The sequence below is a fragment of the Parasaccharibacter sp. TMW2.1890 genome, assembly GCF_023337645.1.
Classification (GTDB): domain Bacteria; phylum Pseudomonadota; class Alphaproteobacteria; order Acetobacterales; family Acetobacteraceae; genus Bombella; species Bombella apis.
The window spans coordinates 265,096-283,187 of record NZ_NWUV01000003.1; the positions used below are offsets into that span (position 1 = coordinate 265,096).

At 61.4% G+C, this 18,092-nt stretch carries 14 protein-coding genes and 1 tRNA gene; 11 read left to right on the forward strand and 4 right to left on the reverse strand.

Annotated features, from left to right (window positions below):
* The first annotated feature begins 84 nt into the window (after positions 1–84).
* The 7 genes from ettA to CPA54_RS07880 all read left to right on the forward strand — a co-directional run bounded on the left by ettA (position 85) and on the right by CPA54_RS07880 (position 7,280).
* Positions 85–1,764 carry an energy-dependent translational throttle protein EttA gene (gene ettA / locus CPA54_RS07850; RefSeq protein ID WP_043558883.1) on the forward strand — a complete coding sequence of 560 codons (1,680 nt, stop codon included), beginning with the start codon at positions 85–87 and terminating at the stop codon, positions 1,762–1,764.
* Positions 1,765–1,785: 21 nt separating this feature from the next.
* Positions 1,786–2,295, forward strand: coding sequence for a GNAT family N-acetyltransferase (locus CPA54_RS07855; protein WP_043558880.1), 510 nt, complete (start codon positions 1,786–1,788; stop codon positions 2,293–2,295).
* Positions 2,296–2,340: 45 nt separating this feature from the next.
* A complete protein-coding gene (gene argC / locus CPA54_RS07860) occupies positions 2,341–3,252 on the forward strand; it encodes an N-acetyl-gamma-glutamyl-phosphate reductase (protein WP_103765678.1) in 912 nt (303 codons plus the stop codon).
* A gap of 112 nt (positions 3,253–3,364) precedes the next feature.
* A tRNA-Leu gene (locus CPA54_RS07865) sits at positions 3,365–3,449 on the forward strand.
* A 184-nt stretch (positions 3,450–3,633) separates the two neighbouring features.
* Positions 3,634–4,800, forward strand: a complete 1,167-nt coding sequence (locus CPA54_RS07870; protein WP_043559294.1) for a phosphoserine transaminase — start codon at positions 3,634–3,636, stop codon at positions 4,798–4,800.
* Positions 4,797–5,942, forward strand: a complete 1,146-nt coding sequence (locus CPA54_RS07875; RefSeq protein WP_043558877.1) for an ATP phosphoribosyltransferase regulatory subunit — start codon at positions 4,797–4,799, stop codon at positions 5,940–5,942. The genes CPA54_RS07870 and CPA54_RS07875 overlap by 4 nt, the downstream gene beginning before the upstream one ends.
* A gap of 48 nt (positions 5,943–5,990) precedes the next feature.
* Positions 5,991–7,280, forward strand: coding sequence for an adenylosuccinate synthase (locus CPA54_RS07880; protein WP_043558873.1), 1,290 nt, complete (start codon positions 5,991–5,993; stop codon positions 7,278–7,280).
* A gap of 326 nt (positions 7,281–7,606) precedes the next feature.
* Here CPA54_RS07880 and ftsY read toward each other — a convergent pair whose 3' ends face one another.
* Genes ftsY through dapF form a run of 3 tightly spaced genes read right to left on the reverse strand, consistent with a single transcriptional unit; the run spans position 7,607 to position 10,586 of the window.
* Positions 7,607–8,521, reverse strand: a complete 915-nt coding sequence (gene ftsY / locus CPA54_RS07885; RefSeq protein WP_081562896.1) for a signal recognition particle-docking protein FtsY — start codon at positions 8,519–8,521, stop codon at positions 7,607–7,609.
* Between the two features lie 44 nt (positions 8,522–8,565).
* A complete protein-coding gene (locus CPA54_RS07890; RefSeq protein WP_043558866.1) occupies positions 8,566–9,780 on the reverse strand; it encodes a MiaB/RimO family radical SAM methylthiotransferase in 1,215 nt (404 codons plus the stop codon).
* On the reverse strand, positions 9,777–10,586 hold the full coding sequence (gene dapF, locus CPA54_RS07895; RefSeq protein WP_249086023.1) for a diaminopimelate epimerase: 810 nt from the start codon (positions 10,584–10,586) through the stop codon (positions 9,777–9,779). The genes CPA54_RS07890 and dapF overlap by 4 nt, the downstream gene beginning before the upstream one ends.
* A 174-nt stretch (positions 10,587–10,760) precedes the next feature.
* Between dapF and CPA54_RS07900 the strand changes: the two genes are divergently transcribed.
* Positions 10,761–11,396, forward strand: a complete 636-nt coding sequence (locus CPA54_RS07900) for a class I SAM-dependent methyltransferase (protein ID WP_227449724.1) — start codon at positions 10,761–10,763, stop codon at positions 11,394–11,396.
* 132 nt (positions 11,397–11,528) lie between these two features.
* Positions 11,529–13,334: a DEAD/DEAH box helicase gene (locus CPA54_RS07905; RefSeq protein WP_249086024.1), complete on the forward strand. Its 1,806-nt coding sequence runs from the start codon at positions 11,529–11,531 to the stop codon at positions 13,332–13,334.
* 32 nt (positions 13,335–13,366) lie between these two features.
* Here CPA54_RS07905 and CPA54_RS07910 read toward each other — a convergent pair whose 3' ends face one another.
* The gene (locus CPA54_RS07910) at positions 13,367–14,128 is read right to left on the reverse strand and encodes an SDR family NAD(P)-dependent oxidoreductase (RefSeq protein WP_086441942.1); all 762 of its coding nucleotides are present in this window, start codon (positions 14,126–14,128) and stop codon (positions 13,367–13,369) included.
* Positions 14,129–14,211: 83 nt separating this feature from the next.
* Here CPA54_RS07910 and CPA54_RS07915 point away from each other — a divergent pair, with 83 nt between their 5' ends.
* Positions 14,212–14,820 (forward strand): YqgE/AlgH family protein, encoded by a 609-nt coding sequence (locus tag CPA54_RS07915; RefSeq protein ID WP_043558854.1) that lies wholly within the window; start codon positions 14,212–14,214, stop codon positions 14,818–14,820.
* Positions 14,821–15,054: 234 nt separating this feature from the next.
* The gene (gene clpB, locus CPA54_RS07920; protein ID WP_249086027.1) at positions 15,055–17,655 is read left to right on the forward strand and encodes an ATP-dependent chaperone ClpB; all 2,601 of its coding nucleotides are present in this window, start codon (positions 15,055–15,057) and stop codon (positions 17,653–17,655) included.
* Positions 17,656–18,092: the final 437 nt, after the last annotated feature.

Here is an 18,092-nt window from a genome sequence, read left to right on the forward strand (position 1 = left end):
ATTTGTTGGGAAACGCCCCGGGCGAGAGGGGGCACAGTCCTGCTTCCTGCCTTTTCGTTCGTGTGTTCTAGAGGAGACCGTTCCATGGCCGCCTATCAGTATGTCTATGTCATGAAGGACGTCACAAAGTCCTATCCGGGCGGCCGTGAGGTGTTCAAGGGGATCACGCTCTCCTTCCTGCCGGGGGTGAAGATCGGTATCCTCGGCGTGAACGGCGCAGGTAAGTCCACCCTGCTGAAGATCATGGCTGGAATCGAGAAAGAATTCGGCGGTGAGGCCTGGGCTGCCGAAGGTGTCCGCATCGGCTATCTGGAGCAGGAACCGCAGCTGGACCCGAACCTGACCGTGGGCGAGAACGCTGCACAGGGCTTCGGTGCGCTGAAGAAGGCCGTGGAGCGTTTCAATGAAATCTCCATGAAGTTTGCCGAGCCCATGTCCGATGAGGAGATGAACGACCTTCTCGCCGAGCAGGCCGAGCTTCAGGAAAAGATTGATGCCGAGGATGGCTGGGAGCTGGACCGTCATCTGGAGATCGCTCTGGATGCGCTGCGCTGCCCTCCGGCGGACAGCCCGGTGGACAAGCTCTCCGGTGGTGAGAAGCGCCGTGTGGCCCTGTGCCGCCTGCTGCTGGAGAAGCCCGACATCCTGCTGCTCGATGAGCCGACCAACCATCTGGACGCCGAGAGCGTGGCATGGCTCGAAAAGACCCTGCGTGAGTACAAGGGCACCGTGATGGTCATTACCCATGACCGTTACTTCCTCGACAACGTCACCAACTGGATTCTCGAGATCGAGCGTGGCCGTGGCTATCCGTTCGAGGGCAATTACTCGTCCTGGCTGGAGCAGAAGCGCAAGCGGCTGGCTCAGGAAGAGAAAGAGGAAAGCTCCCGCCAGCGTGCCCTCGCAGCGGAACAGCAGTGGATCGCCAGCTCGCCCAAGGCCCGCCAGGCCAAGAGCAAGGCCCGTATCACCCGTTATGAGGAAATGCTGGCTGCCGGGCAGGAAGCTGCTGGAGGCACGGCGGACATCGTCATCACGCCCGGTCCCCGTCTGGGGCAGACGGTCATCGAGGCCGAGAATCTCTGCAAGGGCTTTGGTGACCGCCAGCTGATCGACAATCTCAATTTCAAGCTGCCGCCGGGTGGCATCGTGGGGGTCATCGGGCCGAATGGTGCTGGCAAGTCCACACTCTTCAAGATGATTACCGGGCAGGAACAGCCTGATTCAGGCTCCCTGAAGATCGGCGATACGGTCAAGCTGGGCTATGTTGACCAGTCCCGTAATGATCTGGACGACAGCAAGACCGTCTGGGAAGAAATCTCCGGCGGAACGGACGTCATCCATCTGGGCAAGCGGGCCGTGCCGTCCCGTGCCTATGTCGGGGCTTTCAACTTCAAGGGGCCGGACCAGCAGAAGCGTCTGGGCGTCCTCTCCGGTGGTGAGCGCAACCGTGTCCATCTGGCCAAGATGCTCAAGGAGGACAACAACGTCCTGCTGCTCGACGAACCGACCAACGATCTGGATGTCGATACGCTCCGTGCGCTGGAGGATGCTCTGGAATCCTTCGCAGGCTGCGCCGTGGTCATCAGCCATGACCGCTGGTTCCTCGACCGTCTGGCCACGCATATCCTCGCTTTTGAGGGGGACAGCCACGTGGAGTGGTTCGAAGGCAACTTCCAGCAGTACGAGGAAGACAAACGCCGCCGTCTGGGGCCTGATTCCACGGAGCCGAGCCGCATCCGTTACCGCCCCATCGCCCGCTGATCGCCGTCCGGGCGGCATGTTGTGCTAGGCAATGAGCTGCGGACAGCCCGCCTGATCCTCCGCCCGGTCAACTGGCCGGACATGGAGGACATGGCACGGCTGAAAGCGGATGTCGGGGCGTTCGGGGCCATGCTGGGTGGTGTGCGGACCCGTGTCCGGGCGGAAGCCGAGATGGCCGAGGATGTGGCTTTCTGGGCCGAGCGGGGCATCGGCATCTTTTCCATTTTTGAGGAGGGGCGTTTTGTCGGCATGACGGGCGTGCATGAACGCCCCGATGGCCGGGGAATCGGCCTGCGTTTTGCCCTGTTCCCATGGGCTGCCGGGCGTGGCATCGCCCGTGAGGCCGCTGGTACGGCCCTCACCTTTGTTCTGGATGCGGGGGTGGAGCGTGTCGTTGCCGTCGCCCGTGAGGATAACCGGCCTTCCCGCATCGTGCTGGGTAGCATCGGCATGAGTCTGCTTGACCAGTTCGAGCGGGACGGGCACATCATGCTTCTGTATGAAAAGAGGCGGATGCTGTTCCAGTGGTGAATGGCACCGCCCCGGTCAGGGGCAGGCAACAGGGAAGCCGGGACGATGACGACGCACATATTCATTGATGGTGAGGCAGGCACGACAGGCCTGGGGATTCGCCGCCGTGTCGAGGCCGTGGCGGATCGTCATGACCTGAAGCTGCTGAGCATCGATCCTGCCCAGCGGAAGGATCCGCAGGCCCGTCGTGCCCTCATGGCGCAGGCTGATATCACCGTGTTGTGTCTGCCGGACGATGCCGCCCGTGAGGCCGTGGCCCTTGGCCAGGATACCGGGACACGGTTTCTGGATGCCAGCACGGCCCATCGTGTGCATCCAGACTGGGTCTATGGCCTGCCGGAGCTGGATGCCACCCAGCCGGAACGGATCAGGAAGGCCCGGTTCGTCAGCAATCCCGGCTGTTATGCTACAGGGGCCATTGCCCTGCTTCGCCCGCTGGTTCAGGCGGGGCTGCTGCCGGTGGATGCCCATGTCTCCATCAATGCGGTGTCCGGTTATAGCGGTGGTGGCCGCACGATGATCGAGCAGCAGGAGGAGGCGGGTGGTCCGGCTTTCTTCCTCTACGGCCTGAACCTTCAGCACAAGCACCTGCCGGAAATGACGCAGTATGGCGGCCTGACCCGCAACCCGCTGTTCGTGCCGTCTGTCGGGCATTTCCCGCAGGGGATGATCGTGTCCATTCCGCTGCATCTGGTATCTCTCCCCGGTGTACCGATGATCGAGGACGTCACGGCTGTTCTCAGAGAGTTCTACAGGGATGCGAAAACCGTCCGTGTCGTGGAGTCCGAGCCGAAGCTGGTGGCTGAAGCCATGGCGGGCCGGGATGACATGGAGCTGCGTGTGAGTGGCCATAGCGGGCAGGCCCTTCTGACAGCGTCTCTGGACAATCTTGGCAAGGGGGCTTCCGGTGCGGCCATGCGTAACATCCTGTTGATGAGTGGGCAGGACATCACCTGAAGGGTCGGGTAGCCTATCCGATTTTTTTTCGGGCCGCTCTCTGGCCCTTTGTGCCGGGATATCTTATAAGCAGGACGTTTTCTGCGCCCCATGGGGCGCAGGCAGATCATGGGCGAGAGTGGCGGAACTGGTAGACGCAGTCGGCTCAAAATCGACCGCCGCAAGGCATAGGGGTTCGAGTCCCCTCTTTCGCACCATTTTTACAGGGCATGACAGTAGAGTGATGTGGCGGCCTGGCCTGGATGGGCTGGCTTGACCCCTTCTGGTGCCTGTGACACCTAGGAAAAAAGTAACCGTTTGCCGTGAGGGGCCGCTGTCGCCTGCCTGTGGTGGGGACGTATGGTTTCTTGCGCCTTCTGAATCATGGATGACCTGCCAATCATGACCGCAGCCAAGCCTTCACACCGTCCTCAGCGGCCCTATTTTTCATCTGGCCCATGTGTCAAACGTCCGGGCTGGACACCAGAGGCCCTGAAGGGGGCCTTCCTCGGGCGGTCCCATCGTGCGGCAGAGGGACGGGCACGGCTCCATGAGGTCATCACCCGGTCGGCGGCCCTGCTGGGCATACCGGAGGACTGGCAGGTCGGCATCGTGCCGGCCTCCGACACGGGGGCCGTGGAGATGATTCTCTGGGCACTGGCAGGCCAGCGTGGCATGGATGTCCTGTCCTTTGAGAGCTTTTCTGGCACGTGGGCGCAGGACCTGAAGGACATCCTGAAGCTGGAAGACCTGCGTGTTCTGGAGGCTCCCTATGGCGAGCTTCCTGACATGGCGCAGATCGACTGGTCCCGTGATGTGGTGCTGACATGGAATGGCACGACATCAGGTGTCTGCATCCCCTCCGTGGAGAGCGTTCCGGCGCAGCATGATGGCCTCGTGATCTGTGATGCCACCTCGGCGGCCTTTGCGATGGACCTGCCGTGGGACCGGCTGGATGTCGTCACATGGTCCTGGCAGAAGGCCCTGGGCGGTGAGGCAGCTCATGGCATGGTGGCCCTCAGCCCGAAGGCGGTCCGGCGGCTGGAAGAAGGCAGCCAGAGGCCGCTGCCCAAGATTTTCCGCCTGACCAATAAAAAAGGGCTGAATGAGGCCATCTTCCGGGGGGACACCATCAACACGCCGTCCATGCTTTGCGTGGAGGATGCGCTGGATGGTCTGCGCTGGGCTGAGTCCGTTGGTGGACTGGAGGCCCTGAAGGCCCGTTCCCGCAAGAATCTGTCCGTCGTGGAACGCTGGGTAGCGGCCCGTGACTGGGTAGCTTTCCTCAGTGAGAAGAAAGAGACACGGTCCTGCACCTCCATCTGCCTGAAGATCATCGCTCCGTGGTTCGAGGCACTGGATGATGCGGCACGGTCCAAGGTCATCAAGACCATGACGGGCCTGCTGGAGGAGGAAAAGGCCGGATACGATCTGGCCGGTTATCGTGATGCGCCCGCCGGTCTGCGCATCTGGGGCGGAGCCACGGTGGAAGCCGAGGATATTGAGGCCCTTCTGCCCTGGCTGGACTGGGCTTTTGCCCGTATTGAAGAGAAGTTTGCTGCGTCATGATCAACGGTCCCGAGACATCCAGTCCCGCCCTGCTGCCGATGGGGTTCGTGGACCTTCTCCCTGCCGAGGCAGAGGCGGAGGCCCGTGGCCTTGCTGAAGTGATGGATGTGTTTTCGTGCCATGGGTATGAGCGTGTCCGTCCGCCTCTGCTGGAGTTTGAAGGCTCCCTGCTGAGCGGGGCCGGTGAAGCCCTGGCGGAGCAGAGTTTCCGTCTGCTGGACCCGTCCTCTCATCGGATGATGGCCCTGCGGCCGGACATGACGACCCAGATTGCCCGCATTGCTGCGGTGCGGATGCAGGATAGTCCCCGCCCGCTGCGTCTCTCCTATGCGGGGGATTGTGTGGTGATCGGCACGCTCGGTCGTGAGGGACAGCGGCAGATATCGCAGGCCGGGATTGAGCTGATTGGCCCGGACAGGGCCGAGGCGGATGCCGAGGTGATCGCCCTCGGAGCAGAGGCTCTGGCCCGTCTGGGTATTGCCAATGTGTCCTTCGACCTTTCCATGCCTGTCATGATCTGGAGCCTGATTGAGGACAGTTTCTCTGGCGTCGAGCGGGACAGCATCATTCATGCTCTGGACAGGCGGGATGCAGCCGCCGTGCGGGACTGTGGCGGCCCGTGGGCGGAGCTTCTTCTGGGCATGATGGCGGCTGTTGGCCCTGCCGCCATCGCTCTGGAAAAGCTGGCGATGCTGGACTTCCCCGACATGCTGAAACCTCATGTCGAACGGCTGAAGGCTGATGTGGCGGCGATTCTGGCCCGTCTGCCGGATGCCCGCCTGACAGTGGACCCGGTGGATTTCCGGGGCTGGCGGTACCATACGGGGGTCTGCGTGACGGTTTTTGCCATGCATTCCCGTGAGGAGCTGGGACGTGGCGGCCGCTATCTGGCCGGGGAGGAGCCCGCCTGCGGGCTGACCCTCAACCCCCATGCCTTTTTGCGGGTTGCGGAAAAGCCGAAGCGGCGGCAGCGCTGCCTCGTTCCGCCCGTAATGGCGCAGAAAGACTTGTCCAGCCTGCATGAGGCAGGCTATGCCACGATCGCATCGCTTGGGGAATCAGGCGAGATGGAGCAGGAGGCGCATCATCTGCGGTGCAGCCATATCTGGAAAGATGGAAAACCCGTCGTACTGGCACGCTGAGGTGCAGGCAGGGGCCGCCATCGTGAGACGTTGAGGGAAGACATTCTTATGGCCAATGTTACCGTAATCGGAACCCAGTGGGGCGATGAGGGTAAAGGCAAGATCGTTGACTGGCTGGCCAGCCGGGCCGATATCGTTGTCCGCTTTCAGGGCGGGCACAATGCCGGCCATACGCTGGTCGTGAACGATCAGGTCTACAAGCTTTCCCTGCTTCCTTCCGGTCTGGTTGGCGGGAAGATTGGCGTCATCGGCAATGGCGTGGTGGTGGACCCCAAGGCCCTGATGAGCGAGATCGACCGTGTGACGGAACAGGGACTGACCGTCACGCCGGAAACGCTCTGGATCGCCGAGACGGCCCCTCTCATCCTGCCCCTGCATGGTGCGCTGGACCGTGCCCGTGAGGTTGCCCGTGGCAACCACAAGATCGGCACGACAGGCCGTGGCATTGGTCCGGCCTATGAGGACAAGGTGGCCCGCCGGGCCATCCGCATCTGCGATCTGTCCGAGCCTGAAACGCTGGACTGGAAGATCGACGAGCTGCTGCTCCACCACAACACGCTTCTGGCCGGTCTGGGAGCGGAAACCTTCACCAAGCAGCAGATTCTGGACTTCCTGAAGGAGATCACGCCCCGTCTCCTGCCCTATGCCTGCTGTGCGTGGGACCGTCTGGCCGAGGCGGACCGGGCTGGCAAGCGCATCCTCTTCGAGGGGGCACAGGCTGTCATGCTGGATGTGGACCACGGGACCTATCCTTTCGTGACAAGCTCCAACACGGTGGCGGCCATTGCGGCTTCCGGCAGCGGCATGAGCCCGAAATCCGTCGGGTTCGTGCTGGGCATTGCCAAGGCTTACACAACCCGTGTTGGTGAAGGGCCTTTCCCTTCCGAGCTGTTTGATGAGGTCGGAAAGGGCATGGCCGAACGTGGGCGTGAGTTCGGGACCGTAACGGGTCGTCCCCGCCGCTGTGGCTGGTTCGATGCGGCCATGGTCCGCCGGGCCGTGCGTGTTGGTGGCGTGAGTGGCGTGGCCCTGACGAAGCTGGACATTCTGGATGGCATGAAGGAAGTGTCCATCTGCGTCGGTTATGAGCTGGACGGCCAGAAGATTGACAGTTTCCCCTCCGCACCGGGGGCCCAGGCCCGTGTGAAGCCCATTCTGGAGACCATGCCGGGCTGGAATGAGACAACCGGTGGTGCCCGTTCCTGGGCAGAACTGCCGGCGCAGGCCATCAAGTATGTCCGCCGCATTGAGGAGCTGATCGGCACGCCGGTCACTCTGCTGTCCACCAGCCCGGAACGTGAGGACACCATCCTTGTGACGGACCCTTTCGAGGGCTGATCAGTCGTCAGGTCATGTTGGATGAAGGCCAGCCCTGTAGAGGCTGGCCTTTTTATTTTGATCGAATGACAGCTTTCTTCAGGCGGGAAGAGATAAAAAAAAGGAGTGTCCAGTTTCTGGGCACTCCCTTTTCTGTCTGATGTCCTGTTGAGGAGAGCCTGACTGCCGTTCAGGCCTTGTTGTCGGGAAACAGCCTGTCCAGCAGTTTCTTCAAAACCTTTCCGACAACGACAGTCATGACTGTTTCGACCGCAAATCTCAAAAGTGCTCTGAACATGAGAAAATGCCTCCTTCTGGGCAGATGGTCATATCGTGACGGGGACAGGTTACGCCGTTTTGGCATCGCCGACCAGCCCACGGGCATAATCTTCGGCAGAGAATGGCCGTAAATCCTCGGCCTGTTCGCCAACGCCGACAAGGTGGACAGGCAGTTTGAACTGTTCGGCCAGAGCCACCACGATTCCACCACGGGCGGAACCATCCAGCTTGGTCACGACCAGTCCACTGACATTCACAAGCTCCCGGAAGACCCGCACCTGCTCAATGGCATTCTGCCCGGTTGTGGCATCCAGCACCAGCAGGACGCTATGGGGCGCAGAGGGGTCGAATTTCTGCATCACACGGATGATCTTGGCCAGTTCATCCATCAGGGCCTGTCGGTTATGCAGGCGGCCCGCCGTGTCCACGAGGAGCAGATCGGCCTTTTCCTCCGTGGCCCGTTTCAGTCCGTCATAGGCCAGTCCGGCGGCATCGCCTCCCGGTTTGCCGGAGATTACCGGGGAGCCTGTGCGCTCCCCCCATATCTGGAGCTGTTCGACTGCTGCCGCCCGGAAGGTATCGCCCGCCACCATCATGACGGACCTGCCCTGCTGGTGATACTGATGGGCGATCTTGCCGATGGTCGTGGTCTTGCCCACACCATTGACGCCCACCACCAGAACGACATGCGGTTTTTTGCTGTCGTCCAGTTTGAAAGGCTGGGCTACGGGTTCCAGAACCCGGGAAATCTCGGCGGCCAGTGTCTGGCGGATTTCCTCCGGGGTGATGTGCTCCCCGAAGCTCTTCTCACGGAACTGTTCGATGATCCGTCCGGCCACGGCAGGACCGAGATCGGCAGCGATCAGCTCGTCTTCAAGCTCTTCCAGCGTTTCATCATCAAGTTGCCGTTTGACAAACACCGCATTGAGGCGTGCGCTTGAACGGGACAGACCCTGTTTGAGTCGAGAAAAAAATCCAGCCATGACTGTCGAATTGGTGTGAGAAGGGGGGAGCCGTCAAGCCCTGTTCAGGGGATTTCTGCCATGAGCATACCATCCTGCACAGCTGTGATGCGGATGCGCTCCAGCCGTCCCCGGTGGGATGGTTGCGCTTGCGGAAGTGTGAAGGCGGCAAATTCGGGTGTATGGCCGGTTGTCGGGCTTTCCATGAGGACGGTTTTTTCCTGCCCGACAAAGCGGTTCAGGAAACGGTCCCGTATGGTCTGGCCCAGTGCCCGCAGTCTGGCGGCCCGTTCCTGCCTTGTGGCTTTCGGCATGGCGGGCATACGGGCCGCCGGTGTTCCGGGGCGTTCGCTGTAAGGGAAGACATGGAGGAAGGGAATGGCCTGCTCTGCCAGAAAATCGTACGTTTCCTGAAAGAGGGCATCCGTCTCGGTGGGGAAGCCGGCAATCACATCAGCTCCGAAGCCGGTATCAGGCCGCAGATGGCGGACCTGTGCGATCAGTCCGGCTACGTCAGCTGTATTATGGCGGCGTTTCATGCGTTTCAGGATCAGGTCGGAGCCCGCCTGAAGGGAAAGATGCAGATGCGGCATGAAGCGGGGCTCATCAGCGATCAGGTCCCAGAGGGCCTTGTCCCCTGTATCTGGCGTGAGAATCATGGGGTCGATGGAGGAGAGACGCAGGCGGGCAATTTCCGGCACTTCATCCAGCAGATGGCGGCAGAGCTGGCCCAGCCCCATATCCTTCTGCTGCCATGAGGCAATGTCCACGCCTGTCAGGACAATTTCACAATGTCCCGCTTCTGCAAGAGCCCGGGCCTTGGGGATGATCTCCCCGGGAGGCATGGAGGTGGACTGCCCCCGGCCCGCCGGAATGACGCAGAATGTGCAGTCATTGTCGCAGCCCTGCTGAACCTGGAGAAGGGCCCGGATGTAGCGGGATGGTGGGGGAGCCTGCCCTGCCTCATCAGGCAGGCCCCATGTGGCAGGGAGCGTCTTTTCCGTATTGGGAATCACCCGGCTGACACCGGGCAGGGCAGCCCATGCATCTGCGGCCCGCTCGGAGGCGCAGCCTGTCACGATGATGCGGGCTGCCGGATTTTCCCGGTGTGCACGGCGGATGGTCTGGCGGGCCTGCCGCTCGGCCTCTGCCGTCACCGTGCAGGTATTGACGATGATGGTCTCTTCGTCCCGCATCTGCCCCAGGCGGGCCAGATGCTCCATGGCATCGCTTTCATGGGCGTTCAGGCGGCAGCCGAAGGTGAGAAGGGTGACGCTCATGGTGTGGTGGTCTGTCCTTTTTCCAGCCAGCTCTCATCCAGCGTGCCGGTGAAAACGGTCTGGGCCGGGCCGGTCATCAGGACGGAGCCATCATCCTGCCATGTGATGGTCAGGGAGCCACATTCCATGGTGACACGGCATGTCCGTTCCACAAGGCCACGCCGTGCTGCATTGACGACCGCTGCGCAGGCGCCTGATCCGCAGGCAAGGGTCAGCCCGGCACCCCGCTCCCAGACCCGCAGGCGGATGTGGGTGGGGGAGAGAATTTCCGCAAAGCCGATATTGGCCCGTTCCGGGAAAAGGGGATCGGTTTCCAGAACTGGTCCCAGAGCGGCGGCATCTTCAATGCAGCGGAACAGTGTGAGATGGGGATTGCCCATGGAGCAGGCTGCTCCGTCGTGAAGGGGGAGACGGGCCGTGTCGCATTCCCGGGCGAGAGGGATGGTCTGCCAGTCCAGGTGGGGCGTGCCCATGAGGACGGAAATCAGCCCGTTTTTCTGCGATGTGGGGAGCAGGCCATTCTGTGTCTGAAGGGTTGGGCTGCCGCCCAGCAGGGCCGCAACGCAGCGGGAGGCATTGCCGCAGGCGCCGGCCTCTGAGCCGTCCGGGTTGAAGAAGCGGACCCGCACGTCCGCACCATCCCGTGTTGGGGCGGAAAGTGTCACAAGCTGGTCGCAGCCGATGCCCGTGCGGCGGTCGCAGAGGCGGCTGATGAGTGTGGTGGAGGGGGATAGTGGTGTCGTTCTGCCATCCAGAATGACAAAATCATTCCCCAACCCATGCATTTTCGTGAAGGAAACGCCCATGATGCCCCTCTGAGACGTGATGAAACCGCCTCTTTCTATAATGTTGCATGGCCGGGGTAAAATGAAGCCTTCCTGCTGCCGGTCTGTTTTTCCTGCCGGGGCAGGCATTGTTCAGGAATCCAGCTGCCCTATATTAAGAGACGACAGCAAGGAACAAGCCGAAAAGGGGAAGGCGTGCAGGGCCTACACGAAAAAGCATTCACACAGGCATCTTCAGAGCCGGATGAGGCTTTCTGGGCCCGGCAGGAGCTGGATTCCCTGATGGATATGGGAGCCCGCACGGCCATTACCGCTCTTTACCGTACCGCCCTGCCCGTGGGGGGGCGGACGCTGGACCTGATGTGCGGGGCCATGAGCCATTTGCCGGAGGATGCCACCTTTCAGGAATTCATCGGGCTGGATGTCAGCAAGGCGGCTCTCAAGGCCAATCAGGCCCTGAGCAGCGCTGTGGAACAGGACCTCAACAGCACGCCTGTCCTGCCGTTTGATGAGGCGAGTTTTGATGGGGCTCTCCTTTGTGATGGGCTGGCCTATCTGACAAAGCCGCAGCAGGTCATCGAAGAGCTGTTCCGTGTTCTGCGGCCCGGTGCGCCGCTGATCATCAGTTTTTCCGACAGATTCGTACCGGCCAAGGCCGTGGCCATCTGGCAGGCGCTGGAGCCGGAAGACCGGGTCCGTTTCACCAGTGCCCTCATGCAGCGGGCCGGTTTTGCGGAGCTGGATACCGGTGAGGTTGTCCCGCCGGAAGACCTTACAGCATGGCAGGATACGGTTCGGGCTGTCATTGGCCGCCGTCCTGTGGCAGGTTGAGCTGTAATCCAGCTTTTCAATATGGTGGTGGATCGTCTCTGGCCTTGCAGGGCAGAAAGGGGTATTCACCGTTTTTCTGGCTGCCACAAACTGGTTCGTGGCAGCATGTGTATGACCGAGTGTTCGTTGACGATGCCTTTTCCCGATACCCATCCCGCCCTGACCCGTGCTTTGGCTGCACGTGGCTATGAACAGCCAACGCCTGTACAGGAGGCCGTGCTGGAGCCGGGGCTGGAAGGGCGTGATCTGCTCGTCTCTGCGCAGACGGGCTCTGGCAAGACAGTGGCCTTTGGCCTCGCCTTTGCGACCGATCTGCTGACGGAAGGGGACAGGATGGCCCCGACCCGCTCCCCGCTGGCACTGGTGATTGCCCCGACCCGTGAGCTTGCCATGCAGGTTCAGACAGAACTTTCATGGCTTTATGCCGAGACCGGGGCCCGTATCGCCAGCTGCATCGGTGGGACCGATGCCCGCCGTGAGGCCCGCTCTCTGGAGCGTGGTGCTCATATCGTGGTTGGTACGCCGGGCCGTCTGTGTGACCATCTCTCCCGTGGCAAGCTGGACCTGACGGGCTTGCGTGCCGTTGTGCTGGATGAAGCTGACGAGATGCTGGACATGGGCTTCCGTGAGGAGCTGGAACAGCTGCTGGATGCATCCCCGAAGGAACGCCGCACTCTGCTGTTTTCCGCTACCATCGCTCGGGAAATCGCCTCTCTGGCACGGCGCTATCAGCAGGACGCCAAGCGGATTGATACGGTCTCCGGCCAGAAGCAGCATGCCGACATCACCCATCGCTGCGTGGTGACGGCCCCGCAGGAAGTGGAGCGGTCGCTTGTCAATGTGCTGCGGTATTATGAAAGCCAGACAGCCATGGTGTTCTGCAACACCCGCCTGCTGGTGAATCAGGTTCAGGCAGCCCTGCTGGAGCGGGGCTTTGCCTCCGTCGCCATTTCCGGTGAGATGGGGCAGAATGAGCGGTCTCGTGCCATCGAGAGCCTGCGCTCCGGTGCGGCCCGTGTCTGCGTGGCCACCGATGTGGCGGCCCGTGGCATTGATGTCCCGGCCCTCGGCCTGGTTGTCCATGCCAGTGTGCCGTCTTCTTCCGACACGTTCCTGCATCGTTCCGGCCGGACAGGTCGTGCAGGGCGCAAGGGCGTGAGCGTGCTGATGGTACCATTCAACCAGCGGCGCAAGGCGGAGCGTGTTCTGGCGCAGGCCCGTGTGAAGGCTGAGTGGGAGCCGGTACCAACGGCAGAGGCCATTGCCGGGCAGGATGCACAGCGTCTGCTGGAAGATCCGATCCTGACCGGGGAAGCCTCCGTTGCCGTGCCGGAAGAGATCGTGGCCAAGCTGACAGAACGTTTCGATGCCACGCAGCTGGCCCGGGCTCTGGTAGGGTTCCACAAGGCGCATCTGCCCCGTGTGGAAGATATCCGTCCTGTGTCTGTCGAGCCACCAGCCCGTGGTGCTGCCCGTGAAGGGGGACGTGGGTATGAGATGGCTGGTTCGTGGTTCCGCCTTGGCGTAGGGCGTAGTGAAAAGGCCGATCCCAAATGGCTGATTCCGCTCATCTGCCGTCTTGGTGGCGTGCAGAAGCGGGATATTGGCAATATCTGCATCCAGCAGGATGACACGCTCTTCCAGATTTCTGATGAAAAGCTGGCCCGCTTCAATGCCTGTCGGGCAGGAGCAGAGCAGGACGAGGTGACCATTGAGCCAGCCGAGGCTCCTGCCGGTGGGGCCGGTCCCCGCCGGGGTCGTGGTGGCCCGCCGGGTGGGCGTCGCTTTGGTGCACCGAAAGGGCGTTTTGGTGGCCCCGCTGGCGGGGGACGTCGTGAGGGGCGTGAAGGTCGGGAAGGGGGCCGTGGCCCGTCATCCTTCAAACGTCGTTCCGGCCCGGCCCGCAGCGGCGAGAAATCCACCCGCCGCCGGAGCTGATTCCATCGCCGTTGAAGTGGAGAGGGAGGGGGTTACCCCTCCTTTTTCATGACGGCCAGCCCGCCAGATGCCTGACAGACGGGCATGATCTCCAGATGGTTCACGTTCATGTGGGCCGGCAGGCCAATCAGCCATGAGACGGTTTCTGCAATATCGGCAGGCATCAGGGGCGTGGTGTTCTCATAGACGGCACGTGCCTTTGCATCATCACGCAGCCGTACGTTGCTGAACTCACTGCCACCCACAAGGCCGGGTTCGATGGTCGTGACACGCAGTGGCGTGCCCAGCAGGTCTGTCCGCAGATTCTTCATGAACTGGGAGACGAAGGCTTTCGTCGCCCCATAGACATTCCCGCCCCGATAGGCGTAATGACCCGCCGTACTGCCGATGGAGAGGATGTAACCGCGCTCCCGTTCTATCATGCCGGGGAGCAGGGCGTGGGTGATCTCCACGAGGCCGGAGATGTTTGTGTCGATCATGGTTTCCCAGTCATCCACGCTGGAGTCCTGTGCGGGTGTGACGCCCAGTGCCAGCCCGGCATTGTTGATGAGAACATCCACATGGCGCCAGCCCTCTGGCAGGGTTTCGGGCAGGGCGCGCAGGGCGTCCCGGTCGCTCATGTCCAGTGTGAGGGGGAGGAGGCTGGTGCCGAGTGTCTCATGCAGGCTGCTCAGCCGTTCACTCCGGCGCCCCGTGGCGATGACACGGTGCCCCTCCCGGACCAGCCGTGTGGCGATGCTTCTGCCGAACCCAGATGTGGCGCCCGTCACGAGGATGGTCTGTGGCTGGGTCATTGTGGGAACTCCGTGTATGAAGAATGAAAAACAGAACTGTCTTCTGTTATGCTGGACGCATCCCCTGTTTGTAAGAGGTGTTCATGCCGATTCTTGAGCCGATCGAGACATTGACGGGCCGTTTGCTGGTTGCCACCCCTGTTCTGGCAGGGACCGAATTTGCCCAGACGGTCATCTATCTCTGCGCCCATTCCGCCGAGGATGGAGCCATGGGGATGATTGTCAATCGTCGGCTGACCCACCCGGACATCAGTGCGTTGCTGCGCCATCTGGATGTATCGCCCAACCCGCCGCAGCGTCTTTTTGGTGTGGGTGTTGGCGGGCCGGTGGAGCCGGGGCGGGGTTTTGTTCTCCATTCGCCGGAAGGTGGAGGCCTTGGGCGTGGCAGGACAGGCAGCCGCATGACCGTCCTGCCGGATGAGCCGCCCGTGGCAGAAGTCAGTGCCAGCATCGAGATGATCCGGGAGCTGGCGGCAGGCCGGGGGCCACGGCAGGCCATGCTGCTGCTTGGCCATGCCGCATGGGCCGCCGGGCAGCTTGAAGAAGAGATTCTCCATGGCAATGCCTGGTATGTTGTTCCGGCTGATGAAGATATTGTCTTTGGAGCGGATCCCTCCACAAAATGGCAGCGTGCGCTGGAGAGTGTAGGGCTGGAACCGTCCTCACTTACGGCTTCAGTGGGGGAGGCATAAGGTTTCTGCGGGGCTGCCTTTCTATTGCCTGCCTTCTGTTTTGGTCTCAGACTTTACCAGTCTGAAAGGTCCCGGAATCTCCTTGCAGACAGGCGTTTTTGTGGGTGAATCCAGAAACGCCCTCTTGAAACCGATGTGATCGTGCCTAAATTTTAGGCACGGTCTGTCGCCATATCGGGGCAGGCTGAACAGTCATCGCTGCCAAGGATGGGGCGAGAAGGAGAGGCAAATATCATGGATATTCAGAAATTTACGGAGCGGAGCCAGGGGTTCATTCAGGCTGCCCAGACCATTGCCCTGCGAGACTATCACCAGCAGCTGACGCCGGAGCATCTGCTCAAGGCCCTGCTGGATGACGAGCAGGGAGCGGCGACAGGGCTGATCCGTGCCGCAGGCGGGGACCCGAAGGTCGTCCGGCAGGCCAATGATGCGGCCCTGGCCAAACTGCCGGCTGTGCAGGGCAGCGGAGCATCCCAGCCCCAGCCGACGCCTGATTTCGTGCGGGTGCTGGATGGTGCGGAGGCGGCTGCCAAGGCGGCTGGTGACAGTTTCGTGGCGCAGGACCGTCTGCTGGCAGGCATTGCGGCCAGCAGGACACCGGCCGGTGAGGCCCTGCGGCAGGGCGGGGCGTCTGCTCAGGCTCTGGAAAAGGCGATTGCGACCGTCCGCAAAGGGCGGACCGTGGATTCGGCCTCGGCAGAAAACAATTTTGATGCGCTGAAGAAATATGCCCGTGACGTGACGGCTCAGGCGCAGGAAGGCAAGCTGGACCCGGTCATCGGGCGTGACGAGGAAATCCGCCGGGCCATTCAGGTTCTGGCACGCCGCAGCAAGAACAATCCCGTGCTGATTGGTGAACCCGGTGTTGGCAAGACCGCCATCGTGGAGGGGCTGGCCCTGCGTATCGTCAATGGCGATGTACCGGAGGCTCTGCGCAACAAGAAGCTGCTTTCTCTCGACATGGGGGCACTGATTGCCGGTGCGAAATATCAGGGTGAGTTTGAGGAACGCCTGAAGGCTGTCCTCAAGGAGATTGAGAGTGCCGAGGGGCAGATCATCCTCTTCATCGATGAGATGCATACGCTCGTTGGCGCAGGGCGTTCCAGCGGGGCGATGGATGCGTCCAATCTCATCAAGCCGGAACTGGCCCGGGGTGTGCTGCACTGCCTTGGCGCCACGACTCTGGATGAGTACCGCAAATATATCGAGAAGGACGCTGCGCTGGCCCGCCGCTTCCAGCCGGTCTTTGTGGGTGAGCCGTCCGTTGCGGACACGATCTCCATCCTGCGTGGGATCAAGGAGAAGTACGAGCTGCATCATGGGGTGCGGATCACCGACAATGCACTGGTTTCCGCAGCGACCCTGTCCAACCGGTATATCACGGACCGCTTCCTGCCGGACAAGGCCATCGATCTGATTGACGAAGCCGCCAGCCGCCTGCGGATGCAGATCGACAGCAAGCCTGAGGCTCTGGATGAGCTGGACCGCCGCATCATCCAGCTGAAGATCGAGCGTGAGGCCATCCGCAAGGAGGATGACACGGCCTCCCGTGAGCGTCTGGAAGCTCTGGAAGCTGAACTGGCTGACCTTCAGGAGAAGTCTGATGCGATGAGTGCGGCCTGGCATGCGGAGAAAGACCGCATGAATGCCGTGCAGAAATACAAGGAAGAGCTTGACCACGCCCGGTCCGAGGTTGAGGTGGCGCAGCGCCAGGGAAATCTCCAGCGGGCATCCGAGCTGATGTACAGCCGTATTCCGGAGCTGGAACGTCAGATCGAACAGGCCCAGCAGGCAGAAGCCCGGTCTGATGGCAATACGCTGTTCGCTGATACCGTGACGGATCAGGGAATCGCCGCTGTCGTGTCCCGCTGGACCGGCGTGCCGGTGGACCGGATGCTGGAAGGTGAGCGTTCCAAGCTCATGCGGATGGAGTCCGTGCTGCGTGAGCGTGTCGTGGGGCAGGAATCGGCTCTGGTGGCCGTGTCCAATGCCGTGCGCCGTGCCCGTGCCGGGTTGCAGGACCCCAACCGCCCGATCGGTTCCTTCCTGTTCCTTGGTCCGACCGGTGTGGGCAAGACCGAGCTTGCCAAGACACTGGCGCAGTTCCTCTTTGATGATGAACGTGCCCTGCTGCGGATCGACATGAGCGAGTTCATGGAGAAGCACTCCGTCTCCCGTCTGATCGGTGCCCCTCCGGGGTATGTCGGTTACGATGAGGGTGGCGTGCTGACCGAGGCCGTGCGGCGTCGTCCCTATCAGGTCATCCTCTTTGACGAGGTGGAGAAGGCGCATGAGGATGTCTTCAACATCCTGCTTCAGGTGCTGGATGATGGCCGCCTGACGGACGGGCAGGGTCGTGTGGTGGATTTCCGCAATACGATCATTGTACTGACCAGCAATCTCGGTTCCGAGATTTTGGCTCATCAGAAGGATGGCGACTCAACCGAGGCCGTGCGGAATGAGGTGATGGAGGTTGTCCGGGCGCATTTCCGGCCGGAATTCCTGAACCGTCTGGACGAGATCATTCTCTTCTCCCGTCTCCAGCGGGCGGACATGGGCCAGATCGTGGAGATTCAGCTGGGCCGCCTGCGGCATCTTCTGGCTGATCGCAAGATCACCCTGTCTCTGGATGAGAAGGCACGGGAGTGGATGGCCGAGGCTGGGTATGATCCGGTCTATGGTGCCCGTCCGCTGAAGAGGGTGATCCAGCGTGAGTTGCAGAACCCTCTGGCCGGTCTCCTGCTGGAAGGGACCATCCATGACGGAGATGAGGTGACCATCTCGGCCAATGATCAGGGACTGCTCATAAATGGACATTCGGCAGCCCAGAGCTGAATGGCGTGATGGAAGGCCGCCCCGCAGGGGGCGGTCTTTTTTCTGTTGTCGATTCTTTTTGGTGGGGTGATTCGCCGGGGTTGTGTTTTTGGGGTTGGGTGGCGGTTTTCTGGGGTTTTTTGGGTTTATGTGAAGAAACTTTGAGAAAGTTTCGGGAATCGTGTTGACCGTATGGGGGTGGGTGCGTATAAGCCCATTCACCGGCGGCGCTGGAGCGGGAGTTCTGGGGCGGCTGGGGTGGTCATTGACAAGAGAATATGGGTTATAAAGTAGAGACTGGAAGGGATATGTTGGCGGCGTTTTCGTTAGTGAAGGCTGATGGAAGACGGAAGCTGATGTATCTGACTTTAAGTTTGATGCGTTGAATTAAGCTGGATGTTTTATTCTGTTGGTCTGGATTGAACCTGAGAGTTTGATCCTGGCTCAGAGCGAACGCT